This is a genomic window from Martelella sp. K41-7 (assembly GCF_055808365.1).
This window is the reverse complement of record NZ_CM147867.1, coordinates 1887560-1903682: the sequence shown is the minus strand read 5'-3', so window position 1 is coordinate 1903682 and position 16123 is coordinate 1887560. Positions and strand designations below refer to the sequence as shown.

Annotated in this window: 11 protein-coding genes, 1 tRNA gene and 1 pseudogene; 7 read left to right on the top strand and 6 right to left on the bottom strand. The window is 59.8% G+C overall.

Annotation, left to right across the window (positions count from 1 at the left end):
• Nucleotides 1-130 precede the first annotated feature (130 nt).
• Nucleotides 131-204: transfer RNA gene (locus AC0L7L_RS09025), tRNA-Cys, on the bottom strand.
• Between the two features lie 376 nt (nucleotides 205-580).
• Between AC0L7L_RS09025 and AC0L7L_RS09020 the strand changes: the two genes are divergently transcribed.
• From AC0L7L_RS09020 to AC0L7L_RS09005, 4 genes and pseudogenes are all read left to right on the top strand, one after another.
• Entirely contained in the window at nucleotides 581-1330 is a 750-nt protein-coding gene (locus AC0L7L_RS09020) for a hypothetical protein (protein ID WP_272211517.1), read from the top strand.
• A gap of 237 nt (nucleotides 1331-1567) precedes the next feature.
• Nucleotides 1568-2236, top strand: a complete 669-nt coding sequence (locus tag AC0L7L_RS09015; RefSeq protein WP_473513845.1) for a protein-L-isoaspartate O-methyltransferase family protein — start codon at nucleotides 1568-1570, stop codon at nucleotides 2234-2236.
• 149 nt (nucleotides 2237-2385) lie between these two features.
• A complete protein-coding gene (locus AC0L7L_RS09010) occupies nucleotides 2386-3147 on the top strand; it encodes a PopZ family protein (protein ID WP_473513465.1) in 762 nt (253 codons plus the stop codon).
• A gap of 249 nt (nucleotides 3148-3396) precedes the next feature.
• Nucleotides 3397-6311, top strand: a pseudogene (locus tag AC0L7L_RS09005) (valine--tRNA ligase).
• Nucleotides 6312-6487: 176 nt separating this feature from the next.
• Here AC0L7L_RS09005 and AC0L7L_RS09000 read toward each other — a convergent pair.
• Entirely contained in the window at nucleotides 6488-7474 is a 987-nt protein-coding gene (locus AC0L7L_RS09000; RefSeq protein ID WP_272211513.1) for an aldo/keto reductase, read from the bottom strand.
• 142 nt (nucleotides 7475-7616) lie between these two features.
• On the opposite strand from AC0L7L_RS09000, the gene AC0L7L_RS08995 reads away from it, so the two are divergent.
• Nucleotides 7617-8858, top strand: a complete 1242-nt coding sequence (locus AC0L7L_RS08995) for a metallophosphoesterase family protein (RefSeq protein WP_473513463.1) — start codon at nucleotides 7617-7619, stop codon at nucleotides 8856-8858.
• Between the two features lie 3 nt (nucleotides 8859-8861).
• The gene (locus tag AC0L7L_RS08990; RefSeq protein ID WP_473513461.1) at nucleotides 8862-12302 is read left to right on the top strand and encodes an ATP-binding protein; all 3441 of its coding nucleotides are present in this window, start codon (nucleotides 8862-8864) and stop codon (nucleotides 12300-12302) included.
• Between the two features lie 9 nt (nucleotides 12303-12311).
• On the opposite strand, the gene AC0L7L_RS08985 is transcribed toward AC0L7L_RS08990, so the two are convergent.
• Genes AC0L7L_RS08985 through AC0L7L_RS08970 form a run of 4 tightly spaced genes read right to left on the bottom strand, consistent with a single transcriptional unit; the run spans nucleotide 12312 to nucleotide 15154 of the window.
• Nucleotides 12312-12749, bottom strand: coding sequence for an HIT family protein (locus AC0L7L_RS08985; protein WP_473513459.1), 438 nt, complete (start codon nucleotides 12747-12749; stop codon nucleotides 12312-12314).
• A gap of 29 nt (nucleotides 12750-12778) precedes the next feature.
• Nucleotides 12779-13954, bottom strand: a complete 1176-nt coding sequence (locus AC0L7L_RS08980; protein WP_473513457.1) for a GNAT family N-acetyltransferase — start codon at nucleotides 13952-13954, stop codon at nucleotides 12779-12781.
• Between the two features lie 22 nt (nucleotides 13955-13976).
• Nucleotides 13977-14687, bottom strand: coding sequence for a glycerophosphodiester phosphodiesterase family protein (locus AC0L7L_RS08975; protein ID WP_272211507.1), 711 nt, complete (start codon nucleotides 14685-14687; stop codon nucleotides 13977-13979).
• Nucleotides 14687-15154 (bottom strand): RidA family protein, encoded by a 468-nt coding sequence (locus tag AC0L7L_RS08970; RefSeq protein ID WP_272211506.1) that lies wholly within the window; start codon nucleotides 15152-15154, stop codon nucleotides 14687-14689. Before AC0L7L_RS08970 ends, AC0L7L_RS08975 begins: the two co-directional genes overlap by 1 nt.
• 94 nt (nucleotides 15155-15248) lie before the next feature.
• On the opposite strand from AC0L7L_RS08970, the gene AC0L7L_RS08965 reads away from it, so the two are divergent.
• Entirely contained in the window at nucleotides 15249-16070 is an 822-nt protein-coding gene (locus AC0L7L_RS08965; protein WP_473513454.1) for an EipB family protein, read from the top strand.
• Nucleotides 16071-16123 lie beyond the last annotated feature (53 nt).

Here is a 16123-nt window from a genome sequence, read left to right as displayed (position 1 = left end):
GCACTTCGAAACGCATGGCACATCAGCGCGCGTCCGGGACACACCTGGACCGACCACTGCGTTTCCGGCTGCCACACCAGTAGATAAATCTAAGTTATTTCAAAAAGATATGGCTATCGGAAGACGTTGTTGGAGGCCTCGGCCGGAATCGAACCGGCGTGCAAGGATTTGCAGTCCTCTGCGTAACCACTCCGCCACGAGGCCCCGCGCCGCTGAAAAGCTAGCGTTGGCAGGCAATTAGCGGTTCTTTCGCGGATTTGCAATAGTGTCATTTTCAACAAACGCCTTTTTTTGTCTGCAACACCTGCTTTGCTGACGACCGCTCTCGAAGGGCGTGCTCCATCCGGCGGTACCTGCAAGCCGGTTGCGTAAAATCCAAAAGCCGTGGGATCGGCGGTGTGTCGCCGGGATGGTTTTGAGACACGACCAATTCCGACATGACCGGAAACTTTTTGGGCAAAAATACGTTCATCTAGTATGCGGCTTGGAGGAGCCGTACGACGAAACCATCGTGAATTGAAACGTGATCCGCACTTATCGGGTGTCTTCGGTTAGCTGTCGGATCGGTGAGGAGGAGACTATGTTTGCATGCACTCGAAATATCAAATTCCGCGCAGGTGTAGCATTTGCCGGCGTCCTTGCATTCTCTGCTGCGACAACCGCAAACGCCCTCGACATTAATGTCGGCGGTGAAAATGGCATCAGTGCCAGTGTCAATACAGATCTCAACACTGATGGCGGCATCGGCGCCGATGTCGGGGCAAATGTTGGTGGAAGCCAGGGTGTCAATGCTGACGCCGGTGCTGCGGTTGGTGGGTCCCAGGCCGCCGATGCCGATGTTGGTGCCAGTGTTGGCGGCAGCAGCGGTGTAAATGCCAGTGCATCGGCAGATGTCGGCGGTGGCTCTGGCATCGGAGCCGGTGCCGGCGCCAGCGTCGGTGGCTCCAGTGGTGTCAATGCCTCGGCCGGTGCCAATGTCGGCGGCGGATCGGGCATCAGTGCCGGTGCCGACGTCGGAATTGGCGGTTCCGGCGACGGAGGCGCGCCTGGCGGCCCCATCGGCGGCGGCGGCAATGGCGGCGGTAGCGGAAGTGGCGGCATGGGCAGCGGTGAATCTGGCACAGCCGGTTCATCCGGCTCTGGCGGCTCAGGCGGCGGCGCTATGCCCAGTGATCGTCGCGATCGCCGCCTTGTGTCAGCCTATGACCAGCTTTCCGGTGATGAAAAGAACGTCGTGCGCCGTCAGTGCAACAGCGTCATGCGGACGCCGGCTAATTACGATGACGGGCTGCAGCGTCTGTGTAACCTCGTCTACGAGTTTCGCATGTAGTCTGACAACCAGGAATCGGCAGACACTCAAGGGCGCGATATTCGCGCCCTTTTGGGGTTGGTCGAACCAGGTCATCGCTCGGGGCGGGCTGGCAAATTGTCAATCCACCGCACTCACACCTTGCCACGGGGCGGCCACGCATTTATGAAAAACCAAAGCTCGGGTTGGCGTGGGCCCATACGTCGCTCTCCGGTCCGGACGGTCCGCGTGATACGCTAGGTGAGGTTGATGGCAATGATGAATTTCGAAACGGCGCGCATGAAGATGGTGGAGGGACAGATCCGTACCACGGATGTGACGGCCCACCCCGTTATCTCAGCGTTTCTGGCGGTCCCGCGCGAGGCGTTTTTGTCGCCCGAACTGAAACCACTTTCCTATATCGATGAAGATATCATGGTTAAGCCGGCAAGCGCGAACGGCCCGGCCCGCTACATGATGGAGCCGTCGCCGCTCGCCAAGCTGATCCAGACCCTCGACGTGTCAAAAAAGGACGTCGTTTTGGTCGTCGGCGCAGGCGAGGGCTATGCTGCGGCTATTCTCTCCCTGCTTGCGCAGTCGGTTGTCGGTGTTGATAGCGACGAGGAACTGGTACAGTCGGCAGGCGAGCGGTTTATTGATCTTGGCTATGATAACGCCGTTGTCGTTGTCGGCGATCTTGAAGCCGGCTATCCTTCCGAGGCCCCCTATGACGCGATTTTTGTGAACGGTGCTGTCGAATTTATTCCCGATGGATTGCTTGAACAACTCCGCGATGGCGGCAGGCTTGTCTGTGTCGAGGGCTCCGGCAATGCCGCGCGCGCCACGACTTATCGCCGCGACGGCGATGTCTTCTCCGCTGTTCTTTCCTTCAATGCCGCCATCAAGTCGCTTCCGGGCTTCACCCGTGAAAAGGCATTCGAGTTTTAGTGCGTGCTCTGGTCTGCCCGTTTTCGTAAAAAAACTGTGTACATCACTGAAAACGTGATGTTTTCGGTCCAGGCGAGGTTGGTATTGGACTATTGTTGGGCCGATTCGGGATATCGCTTGCCTCACTATAGCGCGCAGAAAGGTCTCTCATGGCGCAGCCGAAAATGCAGCAAGAACCGTCAATGGAAGAAATTCTCGCTTCCATCCGCAGGATTATCGACAGCGGTGAAGATGCGGGGCGTTCTCCGGTAAGCCGTGCACAGCCGCGTTCAACCGGCGACGCGCGCGAGACGGCGAACGTGAGCGAGGCGGCCGACTCGCGCCAGAAAACGGATGATGATCGATATCGTTACAGCGAAACCGTCAACGAGCCCGTCATCGTTTCGCGCCGGCATTCGGTAGATGAGAGCGAAAGCAGTGTGCCTCAGGAGCGCTCCCCGGCAGCACCTGAACCTGCTGTTGAACAGCAAGTCTATGGCGCACATGATACGGATGTGCGGCCGGCCGAAGAGACGTCTTCCGAAGAAACATTTGATCAGGGAATGTTTGCCGAAGACAGGGCCGCCGAAGATGAGGATGCTGCCGTGCAGCCGCCCTATCAGGCTGTTTATCCGGGGACGATGGGCGAGGTTGCCCGGCAGGTTCGCGAAGCGACTGGCACGGCCCCGGAAAGCAAAGAAGAAGATAACGACGACGAGGCGCTGCTTTCCGACGTATCTGAAATGCGGATCAGCGCGGCCTTGCGCGAGCTTTCCGTCGCACTTGAGCGCGAGGGCGCCCGCAGTATCGAGGAGATCGTCGCTGAAGAGTTGCGGCCGCTTTTGAGCGACTGGCTTGAGGCCCATATGCCGAACATCGTCGAGAATGTCGTTGCGCGGGAAATGGAACGCATGCGAAACAACAAGCGCTGACAACGCCGCCCGGCCGGGACTGATACCCGTTATGGTCAGGGCAAATGCTGTTTTGTGATGCGTGGGCCGCCTCCCTGTGAGGCGGCTTTGTTGTTGACAGGGTTTACGCCTAGCGCTTAACACCATCTGGCCGCAAGATGTGCCCCTCGGCTCTCTACAGCAGGGTCGTGAGGATTTGATCTGCGGATGGCCGTTACGCATTCGGGCGGCGGCCTTTATGTTTCTTTCAAAGCAGGAATTGGCTCGGAAATGCTTGAAAAGACTTATGACGCCACGAGTGTCGAACCCAAAATTGCACGTCGTTGGGAAGAAGCAGATGCCTTCCGCGCGGGTGCCAATGCAAAGCCGGGGGCGGAGTCTTTCAGCATTGTGATACCGCCGCCGAATGTGACCGGCTCGCTGCATATGGGCCACGCGCTCAACAACACGCTGCAGGATATTCTGATGCGCTTCGAGCGCATGCGCGGCAAGGATACGCTGTGGCAGCCAGGCATGGACCATGCCGGCATTGCTACGCAGATGGTGGTCGAGCGTCAATTGGCTGAAAAGCAGCTGCCCGGGCGTCGTGATCTGGGCCGCGAGACCTTCATCGACAAGGTCTGGGAATGGAAGGACGAATCCGGCGGCCAGATCCTCAACCAGTTGAAGCGCCTCGGTGCTTCCTGCGACTGGTCACGCGAACGTTTCACCATGGATGAGGGGCTTTCCGAAGCCGTTCTCGAAGTCTTTGTCTCACTCTACAAGCACGGTCTGATCTACCGCGGCAAGCGGCTGGTCAACTGGGACCCCCAGTTTGAAACCGCGATTTCTGATCTCGAAGTCGAGAACAAGGAAGTCGACGGCCATATGTGGCACTTCAAGTATCCACTGGCCGGCGGCGAGACCTATACCTATGTCGAGAAGGACGAGGACGGAAACGTCACCTTCGAAGAGCAGCGGGATTACATATCGATTGCCACCACGCGTCCGGAAACCATGCTGGGCGACGGCGCGGTCGCCGTTCACCCTTCGGACGAGCGTTATGCGTCAATCATTGGAAAATTCTGCGAAATTCCGGTTGGACCAAAAGAGCATCGCCGCCTGATCCCGATCATCACCGATGAACACCCGGACCCGGATTTCGGTTCCGGTGCGGTCAAGATCACTGGTGCCCATGATTTCAACGACTACCAGGTTGCCCGCCGCAACCACATCCCGCTTTACCGCCTGATGAACGAAAAGGCAGCGCTGCGCGAGGATGGCGAACCCTATGCGACCTGCGCCAAACAGGCCATGGAAATCGCGAAGTCGGGTGAACTGCCGAGCGAAGCCGACGTCGATGACATCAATCTCGTGCCCGACGAATATCGCGGGCTTGACCGCCATGAGGCGCGCAAGCGCATTGTTGATGCGATCAATGCCGATGGGCTTGCCGTTACCGTCATGGATGAAGAGGGCGTCGAGATCCCCTTCGTCGAGAACAAGAAGATCATGCAGCCCTTCGGCGACCGCTCCGGTGTGGTCATCGAGCCGATGCTGACCGACCAGTGGTTCGCCGATGCCAAGACGCTTGCCGAGCCGGCAATCGCCTCGGTGAAGGAAGGCCGCACCAAGTTCGTGCCGAAGAACTGGGAAAAAACCTATTTCGAGTGGATGGAAAATATCGAGCCCTGGTGCATTTCACGCCAGCTCTGGTGGGGACACCAGATTCCGGCATGGTATGGTCCGGACGGCTCCATCTTTGTCGAAAAGACCGAGGAAGAAGCGCTGGAAGCCGCCATCCAGCACTACATTTCCCACGAAGGCCCGTGGAAAGCCTGGGTCGAGGAGCAGCTCGAGAACTACGAGCCCGGCAATATCCTGACGCGTGACGAGGATGTGCTCGACACCTGGTTCTCCTCCGGCCTCTGGCCATTCTCCACGCTTGGCTGGCCGGAAAAAACCGAGGAACTGGCGCGCTACTATCCGACGAGCGTTCTGGTCACCGGTTTTGACATCATCTTCTTCTGGGTCGCGCGGATGATGATGGATCTCGTTGCACTTCATGAAGGACGAGAACGGCAACCCGATCGAGCCGTTCCACACCGTCTATGTCCACGCGCTGGTGCGGGACAAGAACGGTCAGAAAATGTCGAAGTCGAAGGGCAATGTGATCAACCCGCTCGATCTGATTGACGAGTATGGCGCCGATGCCCTGCGTTTCACCCTCGCCATCATGGCGGCGCAGGGCCGCGACGTGAAGCTCGATACCAGCCGCATCGCCGGTTACCGCAATTTCGGCACCAAGCTGTGGAACGCCACGCGTTTTGCCGAGATGAACGGCATGACGTTCGACAGCGCGTTCCGTCCCGAGCAGGCGACGCAGACGATCAATCGCTGGATCCTGACCGAGCTTTCGAAGACGGCCGAGGAAGCGACGCGGGCGATCGAATCCTACCGTTTCAATGAGGCGGCGGGCGCTCTTTATCACTTCGTATGGCACGAGCTCTGCGACTGGTATCTGGAACTTCTCAAGCCTGTGTTCATGGGCGAGGATGTGGCCGCCAAGGCCGAGGCACAGGCCTGCGTTGCCTATGTCCTTTCCGAAACTTACAAGCTTCTGCACCCGTTCATGCCGTTCATGACCGAGGAACTCTGGACCCATGTCGGTGGTCAGGGGCTGCTCTGCCACGCTGACTGGCATGTGCCGCTTTATCGTGACGAGGAGGCCGCCGACGAAATCAACTGGCTGGTCGACCTTGTTTCCGGCATCCGTTCCGCCCGTTCGGAAATGAACGTGCCACCGTCGGCCAAGGCGCCGCTGATCTTTGTCGGCGCAAATTCGAAGACCCGCGAACGCAGTGGCCGGCACTATCCGGCGATCGAGCGTCTGGCCCGTGTCGATTCTGCTCGATTTCGAGAAGGTCGCGCCAAAGGGTTCCGCCCAGGTGATCATCGGCGAGGCCACCGCCTGTATTCCGCTCGGAAGTCTGATCGACGTTGCCGCCGAAACCGCGCGCCTGGAGAAGGCTATCGGCAAGGTCGACAAGGACATCGAACGTTCGGCCAAGAAGCTCGACAACGAGAAGTTCATCGCCAATGCCGATCCGGAAGTGGTCGAAACCGAACGAGAACGCTTTGCGGAACTGAAGGCCCAGCGCGAACAGCTCGCCGTCGCTCTGACACGGGTTTCGGAAGCTGGGTGATTTGATCCGAATGATGAATTGAAAAAGGCGGAGCGCGAAGCGCTCCGCCTTTCGATTTTCCGGGCGACCCCGTGCTCATCCCTTCTGTGGAACTCGGCGGCTGTTCGGTGTCAATTGGGAACACTGGCGGCAAAGGACGGGGTCACGCGAATGACTCCGTCCTTGGTATTTTCGCCCTACCAGCGCTGATGGACGTGGGGCGCGATACGGTTGCGGTAGATTTCCTCCATCGCCGCCATCACATCGGCGCCGATCACCGGAAGATCGGAGGCGCGGGCATTGCCGTTGGCCTGCTCTGCGTTACGCGCACCCGGAATGGCGACGGTCACTGCCTCGTTCATCAGGATCCAGCGCAGCGCGAAGGCCGCCATGGTTTCGCCGCCCGGCACATGTTTGCGCACCTCCTCTACCGCATCGAGCGCGATCTCGAAGGGGACGCCGGCAAAGGTCTCGCCAACATCGAAGGCTTCTCCCGAACGATTGAAGTTGCGGTGGTCTTCCTTGTCAAACTGGGTATCGCGGGTGATCTTGCCCGAGAGAAGCCCGGAGGCGAGCGGAACACGCACGATGACGGCGATATTCTTCCGCTTCGCCTCGGGCAGGAACAGCGAGGCCGGGCGCTGGCGGAAGATGTTGTAGATGATCTGAACGCTGGCAACGCCCGGATATTCGATCGCCTTCAGCGCTTCCTCGACCTTCTCGACGCTGACGCCGTAATTGGCGATCTTGCCCTTGTCCTTGATCGCATCAAGCGCCTCGAACACTTCTGGCCGGTAGAAGGCTTCGGTCGGCGGGCAGTGGAGCTGCACCAGATCGAGGCATTCCAGCTTCAGGTTCTTCAGGCTGCGGTCGATGAAGCCTTCCAGGTTTTCGCGGTTGTAGCCGTCTGCCGTGTGCGGATTGAGCCGGCGGCCGGCCTTGGTGGCAACGAAAGGCTTTTCGCCGCCGCGGTCTGCGAGCACGTCGGCGATGATCTTTTCCGAGCGGCCATCGCCATAAACGTCAGCTGTGTCGATGAAGTTGATGCCGGCATCAAGCGCCGCGTTGAGGGCTGCACGGCCGTCTTCCTCGCTGACGGATCCCCATGAGCCGCCGATCTGCCAGGCGCCGAAGCCGATATTGGATACTGGTCGTCCGGTGCGTCCGAAATTGTGATAATGCATGCTTTACTCCGGTGAATTTCTGATTCCCGCCCTGATGATGCGGACAGGACAAAGCGCCGGACCGGCGCCTTTGGGCTTGTAATATATGCCTTCACGTCTTTTACCCTTCGAAGGCCGAAGACAAAACAGGGAAACGTGATTTGTGACTTCATTCCGCTTCATTCATGCCGCCGATCTGCATCTGGGAAGTCCGCTTTCCGGCCTGATGCTGAAGGACCGGCAGATGGCGGAACGCTTCGCCGCTGCCGGACGCGCCGCCTTTTCAGCCCTGATCGAATATGCGCTCGTCGAAAAGGTGGATTTTCTGGTGATTGCCGGTGATGTTTATGACGGTGCCTGGAAGGACAATCATATCGGCCTGTTCTTCAACCGCGAAATCGCGCGGCTGTCGCGCGCCGGCATTCCGGTCTATTTCCTGCGTGGCAATCATGATGCCGAGAGCATTGTCACCCGCACCATTGAAATGCCGGAAGGCGTTCATGAGTTCTCCACGCGCAAGCCGGAAACCTTCGTTCTGGACGAGCTGAAGGTGGCGCTCCACGGCCAGGGTTTTGCCGAGCGCGTGGCGGCCGATAATCTGGCGCTTTCCTATCCGCCTGCCGTGCCCGGGCATTTCAACATCGGCGTGCTGCACACCTCTCTGTCCGGTCGCCCGCCGCATGCGGTGTACGCGCCGTGCTCGGTCGCTGATCTGGCCTCGCGCGGCTATGATTACTGGGCGCTTGGCCATGTCCATGCCTTCGAGGCGGTCTCAACCGATCCGCTGACGATCTATCCCGGCAATCTGCAGGGCCGCAATATTCGCGAAACCGGGCCCAAGGGCGCCGTGCTGGTCACCGTCGCGGACGGTTATACGCGCTATGAGCGGGTGATGCTGGACTGCGCCCGGTTCGAGACACTGACAATGACCGTGACACCCGACATGCGCGATGGCGATATCCTTGGCCTGGTTGAACATGCGGCGCGCGATTTTGCGGAAGCGGCCGACCAACGACCCATCGCATTGCGGTTACGCCTTGAGGGCATGCATCAAGCGTCGGCCCATTTCAGCGCGGCGCGCGGTGACTGGCACGACGACCTGCAAGCCGCCCTGCAGCGGGTTCATGCCGAGCTCTGGCTTGAGAAGCTTGTGATCGACCTTCAGCCGCCTGAGGACGCGCGACCGCAAAGTGATGATGAGACTACGCTTGATATCGAGCGCATGATCGACGCCATTGCCGCCGAGAACGAAATGATGCAGGAGCTGGATGCGCTGATCGAGGAAATCAAGAACAAACTGCCTGGCGGCATCGGCGCAAGCGACGAGCCGCTTGGCGAAGCGCCCTCAGCCATTCTCGCTGAAGCCCGCGCCATTCTGGCCGCTCGTCTCGGATCGGGGGGCTGACGCATGCGCTTCCTTTCGCTCGAACTCATCCGCTACGGCCATTTCTCCGATCGTCTCCTTCCTTTCCGGTCTGACGCCGCGCTGCACATCGTCTATGGTCCGAACGAGGCCGGAAAGTCCTCGGCACTTTCCGCCTTTTCTGATCTGCTCTTCGGGTTTCCCAAGAGAAAGATAAGTTATGATTTCATACATCAAGCGCGTGATCTTCGCCTTGGTGCTGAAATCCAGAACGATGCGGGACAAAGGCTGCATTTTCGCCGTAAGCGCGGGGACAAGAATACCCTGCTTGTTCCAACCGAAGATCAATCCCTGAACGACGATGCACTTGCACCTTTTCTCGGCACCATGGAGCAAGCGGTATTCGAACGGGCATTTGGCTTGGACTCGGTGCGCTTGCGTGCCGGTGGTGACGAGATGATTGCAGGGGATGGTGAGATCGGACAGATGTTGTTCTCGGCGGCTTCCGGTTTAACCGGCCTGCGTACCGTAGGTCAGGCACTCTCGAACGATGCCGATCAGATCTATCGCCCCCGCGCAAAAAGTCTGCGTTTCAATCAGGCGATAGAAAGGCACGCCGAGGCCCGAAAGGCCGAGCGCGCGCTGGAACTCAACGCCAGCGACTGGAAGGCGCTGCTGAAGGAAGAACGCGAGATCGATGAGGCGCTCGCGGTCGTTCAGGAGCGCCGCAGCAAGCGGGCCGCCCGCATTGAGGAGTTGGAGCGCCTGCAGCGTCTGCGTGGTCTGTTGCTCGAGATCGATCGCTCGGCCGGGGCATTGGCTGAACTGGAGGACATCGCCGATGTCGCTGCGGAGACCGGCACGGCGCTTGCGGCTTTGGAAATGGAAAGCAAACGCCTGCAGGCGCTGATTGCGGAAAAGGGCGATCGGCACGGGGTGCACCTGCGGGACCTGGAGGCGCTGGAGGTCGACTACGCGCTGCTTGAAAAGCGGGGTGATGTCTCGCGTCTCGGTGTTGAGAGGGGGCTTTACAGGCAGGCTGTCGAGATACTGCCGTCACGTCGGCAGGAGCTGGATGAGGTCACAGCGGAGCTTGCAGCCCAGGCAGAAATGCTCGGTCTGTCATCGGTCGCAGCGCTTGAAAAAAATAGTCCGAACGCGATGTTGCGGGCAGACCTTGAGCAGCTTATCGAAGAAGGTACAGCGCTCGCGCAGGACAAGGCTGCCGCGGAAAAGGCGCTGTCTGAGAGCCGACAGATGCTTGACGCACTGGAGAACGAAGCCGGAGAAGGACATCTTGTCGACCCGGCGCCACTGCGCCGCCGCTATGAGGCGCTGCGACCGGACATTGTTCGCCTTGGGGATATCGAGGCACTTGAAACCGAAATCGCGCAAAAGGAACGGTCTCTTTCCGGTTCCGCTGCCGGACTGCGTCCGGCGATAGCCGATATCTTCACGTTGACCCGGGCGGATTTGCCGACAGCTGTGGAGCTGCGCAGGCACCGCGATCAGGTTACAGCAGCAGTGAAGGCCCATGAGACATGCAAGAATGCGCTGCTTGACCTTGCCGATGAGGAAGCACGGCTCGGCAAATTGCTTGACGCCGATGGTGACAGCGGTCGCGTTCCGACACGCGAGGCCATTTTGGAGGCACGGGCGCATCGCGACAGCTTGTTTCGCTCCTTCGCTGACGCCAAGCTGCCGGCGCAGCCATACGCGGAAGCGGTAGAGGCGGCCGACCTCCTGGCTGACAGCGCGCTCGACGATGCCGAACGCGTTGCCCGCCATGCTGAGGCCGTAAAGCGGCTGGAGGAAACACGGCAGAGCCACGAGACAATGACGCAGCATTGCGGCGAAGCCGCATCCGCGCTTGACCTTGCCCATGCCGAGTACCGCGCCGTTTTCGCGCGGCTCGCAATCGAGCCCGGCGCGCCGGAGGAGATGCTCGAATGGCTGCGCTCCGTGGATGCCCTTCTCCTTGAGCGGGAAGCGCTGTTGTTGCTTAAAGACAAGCATGGCCTCTTGCAGCGCTTGCAGGGCGAACTGCAGCCCGCGGTTTCAGCGCTGGCGCGCGACATGGGTGCCGATGCGGATATGCCCGCCATCGCATTGTCCCGGCAGATCGAGACAGCGCTGAACAGGCTTTCCGAACGATGGTCGGGCGCACGCGAACGGGAAGGTCAACGCTTGGCGGCCCGGCAGGCGATAGAGGCGCGAAAGGCCGAGCTTGCCGGTCTTGAGGCACGAAAAGCAGATTTCGAAGAGCGTTATGCGGCAGTGCTCGTTCGCTTCGGTCTGCCTGAAGGCACCGGTCTGGCTGCGGCACGTGCCGCGCTCGCCGTCTGGGTGCGGGTTCCGCCGCTGTTGGCCACCCGTGAGCGGTTATCGCGCGAAACGGCAAATGACGAGACGCTGATTGCACGTTTCGAAGCCGAAGCCCGCGCGCTTGCCGAGACGGTGGCGCCGGATATTGCGTCGGATGTGCCAAACGAGATCGTTCGTCGTCTGGCAGGACGCGTCGAAACCCATGCGACCCGCGCTGCACGCCGCGAAACGCTGGTGGAGACCGCCGCGGCCCTCGAACGCGAACTTGCCGCGCTTCAGATCGAGCAGGGGGCTTGTGAAGCCCGGACCGGCGAAATCGAGGCGACGCTGCCGGAAGGTGTCGGCATTGAAGGGCTTGCCGAACGGCTCGAGCGTCGGGCGGCTTTGCGTGCGGAGCTGCGGGAGGCGCGGCGACGTTTCGACGAGGGCAGCGCGGGGGCCAACGAGGCCGATACGCGCATGCTTGCCAAGGGGCTCGATGTCACCGCTTGCCGGCAGGAGCTTGAAACGCTCACCTCCGATCAGCTTGAGGATAATGAGGCGCTGGAAGGCCTGCGTGACCGGCGTATCGCTTGCCGCCATCGCAAGGAGGCCATGGCACAGGGTGAGAGCGCTGAAACTGCCGCCTTTGCCCGCGTCGCCGCCGAGGCCGAGGCGCGTACGCTTGCCCGGGAATGGGTTGTTCTGAAGCTCGCCGGCCGCCTGCTGGACGGCGCGCTGGAACGTTATCGCCAAGGGCACGCTGATCCAATCCTCGCCGCTGCCGGCAATCATTTCCGCACACTCACGCGCGGTTCCTTCGAGGGGCTGAAGCAGGCCTATGGAGAGCAGGACACGCTTGTGCTGTCTGCCGTGCGCGCGGAAGGCGAAGACGTGCCGGTCGGCGGTTTGAGCGATGGCACCCGCGACCAGCTCTATTTGGCGCTGCGCCTTGCCTTTCTCGAAGACTATGCCAGCCGTAACGAGCCTTCACCGCTGATTGTCGATGATATCTTTCAAACCTTCGACGACGCGCGCAGCGCAGCCGGTCTGAACGCGCTCGCAGGCCTTGGCGGGGATATCCAGACCATCCTGTTCACCCACGAGAAAAGCCTTGTCGACATTGCCCGAAGTGAGCTGGGCGACAAGGCCGATATCGTGATGTTGGAACAGTCTTTGTAGAGCCAGCTTTCAGAGATATTTGCGGATCTTGTCCGCATTTTCCGCCAGGACTTCAGGATCTTCCATCCCGTCAGAGTGCCTTTTTAAATCAATGCTTTCATGGCGGGGGATGACGTGAAAGTGCAGGTGAAAAACGGTCTGGCCGGCGGCCGGTTCGTTGAATTGGGCAACGAAGACTCCATCGGCGTCAAACGCGGCTTTCACCGCCTGCGCCATCTTCTGGACCACCGCCATGGCCTTGCCGATCACAACAGGATCGGCATCGAGCAGGTTGCGCGACGCTTTTCGCGGAATGACCAGAACATGCCCCGGCGCCTGCGGCATCACGTCCATGATGGCGACGACGTTATCGTCTTCGTAGAGCCCGGTGGCCGGGATTTCGCCGCGCAGGATCTTGGCGAAGATGTTGTCGTCCTCATATTCGGCAATGTGCGTTTCGTCTGCCATTGTTTTTTACTCCCTTGTTGCCGGCGGCCTCATTCACCCTTTTTGTAGGGTGCGTGAGCGCTCAGGATATCATTGAAATGTGCAACGTCTTCCCGTTCTTGAACGAGAAATTCGGCCACGGCGTTACGCAGTCCTTCATGGGTAATGTAGTGCGCGGAATGGGTGGTAACGGGAACATAGCCACGCGCCAGCTTGTGCTCGCCCTGGGCGCCGGCCTCGACGCGTTTGAGATTGTTGGCAATGGCGAAATCGATGGCCTGATGGTAGCAGACCTCGAAATGCAGGAAACGGTGATCCTCGAGGCAGCCCCAGTGGCGGCCGAAAAGCGCATCGGAACCGATGAAGTTGATCGCACCGGCGATATAACGCCCGTCGCGTTTTGCCATCACCAGAAGAATATCGCGCGCCATGCGCTGGCCGATCAGCGTATAGAATTCACGCGTCAGATAGGGCTGGCCCCATTTGCGGCTGCCGGTATCCATGTAGAAGGTGAAGAACTGATCCCAGATGTCCTCGGCCAGCTCATCGCCGGTCAGCCAGTCGATGGTTATACCGGCTTCCAGCGCCACCCGGCGCTCCTTCTTCAGCGCCTTGCGCTTGCGTGACGCGAGTGTCTCAAGGAAGTCGTCGTAGCGGCTATAGCCCTGATTGAGAAAGTGAAACTGCTGGTCGGTGCGGTGCAGGTATCCGGCTTCATCGAAGACCGTCGTCTCATCCTCCGGCACGAAGGTGACATGGGCTGAGGAGACGTCGAGGCGGTTGCTGACAGTGATCAGCGCATCGGCCAGAACCTTTTGCACCGTGGCCCGGTCATAGCCTTCGCGCACCAAGAGATGGGGACCCGTTGCCGGCGTAAACGGCAGCGAGGCCTGAAGCTTCGGATAATACCGTCCGCCGGCACGCTCGAAAGCATCTGCCCAGCCATAGTCGAATACATATTCGCCCTGACTGTGGTTCTTCAGATAGCAGGGTAGGGCGCCGATCAGCCTGCCATCCTCTGTTTCCAGCAGGAGGTGATGGCCGAGCCAGCCGGTTTCGGCGCATGCCGAGCCCGACTGTTCCAGCGACGAAAGATAGGCGTGGGAAAGAAACGGATTATAGCCCGCGCCGTCGAGGCCCGGACGAACGCCGACGAGCCTGTCCCACTCCGTTTGCGGAATGTCAGAGAAGCTGTTTTCGATCCGGATTTGCAGGTTTTCGCTCAACAGAACTCTCGTCGCCGGTCAGTCACGCGGGTGTGAACCCTTCGAACGTCATCTGGTCGGCATATTGGAATGTGATCTGGCGGGCACGTTCATTGCGAGCGGTCCAGGTGATCACCGGCACGCCGGCGTCGCGCAGGCCCGCGACGAAGTCGTTGGGCAGATCATCATAATAATAGGAGACAAAATCAAGGCCGATCGCCATCGTTTCGCGATGGGCGTTGAACGTCTTCGCATCATGGCCTTGTGCCGTCAGCCCGAGCGGGCAGGTGGCGCCAGCGTGCTTGAGCGCGGACAGCAGCGTAACATCAAAGCTCATCAGTGCGAGAGGGCCGGTATAGTCCTTGATTTCGGCGATCACCGCTGCGGCGAACAGGTCCGGGTCCGTCGGGCCGGATTTCAGTTCGATAACCAGCGGAACACGGCCTCTTGTCGCCGCCAGCAATGTGCGGAGCCGCGGGATGGTGGCATCCGCGGTGCCGACGCGCACCGTGTCTATTTCACTGGCTGCAAGTGCTTCGATCGTGTCGCTGCGCCCACAAAGCCTTTGCAGATCGTCATCGTGAAACACGATGACCTCGCCATCGGCAGAAAGACGGATGTCGCATTCAATTGCAAAGTCATTCGCGATGGCCCGCTCAAAGGCAGGCATGGTGTTTTCCCATACCGCACCGTTCATGTCGTGGTAGCCGCGGTGCGCGATCGGCCGGGCCGTCAGCCATTCAAGACGTGACACTACGCGATCTCCACGATCGCATCGATTTCGACTGCGGCGTTGAGCGGTAGTGCGGCCATGCCGACAGCGGCACGGCTGTGCTTGCCCGCCTCGCCGAAGACCTCTGCTATGAGATCGGAAGCGCCGTTGATGACAAGGTGCTGGTCGGTGAAATCCGGTGCGGAGGCAACAAAGCCCGAAAGCTTCAGGATCCGCTTGACCCGTTCAAGATCGCCATCGAGTGCGGCATTGATCTGGGCGATGATATTGATGGCGCAGGCGCGCGCTGCCTTCTGGCCGTCTTCAAGGGAAACGTCCGTACCGAGACGGCCGGTGGCGACCACCTTGCCGTTTTCCGTCGGCAATTGCCCGGAGATGAACAGCAGGTTTTCGGTTTTTGTAAAGGGAAGGTAGTTGGCTGCGGGAGCAGAGGCTGCGGGAAGTGTAATGGAGAGGGCTTTCAGGCGATCTGAAACGGTATCGGACATATCCGGCTCCGGGCTTAGGTAAGGGAATGTAACAACAATTGGCAGAACGGCGACATTTCTATACACTTGATTACCAAAACCAAGGGGAATGTGAATGCGGTCGATAGCAGCGACGAGAATTTTCTGGACCTTTCTGGCGGTAGGCGTGCAGGCCACTGGTTCTTCAGCCGGGCCATTGGCTGCTAACGTATCCCTTGAGCCGCACCGCGCGGTCTACAGGCTTTCGCTTGACTGGGCATCGGCGCAATCAGGCATTGAGGGGCTTCATGGCCGGTTCGTCTATTCGTTCACCGGCAGTGACTGTGCCGGTTATGTGACCGAAATGCGGATGGTGACCGATATCGCCCGCGAAAATGACGCGCTGGTTACCGACCAGGTGTCGTCTTCTTTCGAGGAGGACGGCGCCTTTGCTTTTTCAAACACGCTGTTTTCTGATTTCGCGCTACAGTCTGAAACTGTGGGAGAGGCGCGGCGTACCGACACGCATGCGCTTTCGCTCACGCTTGGCGGCGACGAGGGGCTGTCGCTCGAAATCGAAGACGCCGAGTTTCCAACCGAATATTTGGCCAATGTGATTGCCGCTGCAAAAGATGGTCGGCGTGCCTATGAGGCCATTTCGTTCGACGGCTCAGGCGATGAGGCAATGCGCGCTGTCACGCTGATCGGCGGCCGTGCTGCGGCGGCTGACGACAGGCTGAGCTGGCCGGTCACGACCGCCTATTTTCCCACCGGCGACGTGTCGGGCGACGAGATGCCGGACTACACGATCTCGATGTTGCTTTCCGAGAATGGCGTCAGCCGTGATATCCTGATGGACTTCGGTGATTTCAAGATGGCCGGTGAGTTGACGACGTTGGAGCCGTTGGAGCCCACGTTATGTGGAGCGACATCGGATACGCTCTCTTCGAAGCCGTAACGGCTTAAACCGGGCAGAACAGCACCGGGCTGCCGTTCACTTGAACGCGCGCC

Excerpts from the sequence above, each read along its gene's own strand:
- AC0L7L_RS08990 (WP_473513461.1), top strand. The coding sequence starts at position 8,862 with ATGCGCTTCCTTTCGCTCGAACTCATCCGCTACGGCCATTTCTCCGAT.
- AC0L7L_RS09020 (WP_272211517.1), top strand. The coding sequence starts at position 581 with ATGTTTGCATGCACTCGAAATATCAAATTCCGCGCAGGTGTAGCATTT.
- AC0L7L_RS09015 (WP_473513845.1), top strand. The coding sequence starts at position 1,568 with ATGAATTTCGAAACGGCGCGCATGAAGATGGTGGAGGGACAGATCCGT.
- AC0L7L_RS08965 (WP_473513454.1), top strand. The coding sequence starts at position 15,249 with ATGCGGTCGATAGCAGCGACGAGAATTTTCTGGACCTTTCTGGCGGTA.
- AC0L7L_RS09010 (WP_473513465.1), top strand. The coding sequence starts at position 2,386 with ATGGCGCAGCCGAAAATGCAGCAAGAACCGTCAATGGAAGAAATTCTC.
- AC0L7L_RS09000 (WP_272211513.1), bottom strand. The coding sequence starts at position 7,474 with ATGCATTATCACAATTTCGGACGCACCGGACGACCAGTATCCAATATC.
- AC0L7L_RS08985 (WP_473513459.1), bottom strand. The coding sequence starts at position 12,749 with ATGGCAGACGAAACGCACATTGCCGAATATGAGGACGACAACATCTTC.
- AC0L7L_RS08970 (WP_272211506.1), bottom strand. The coding sequence starts at position 15,154 with ATGTCCGATACCGTTTCAGATCGCCTGAAAGCCCTCTCCATTACACTT.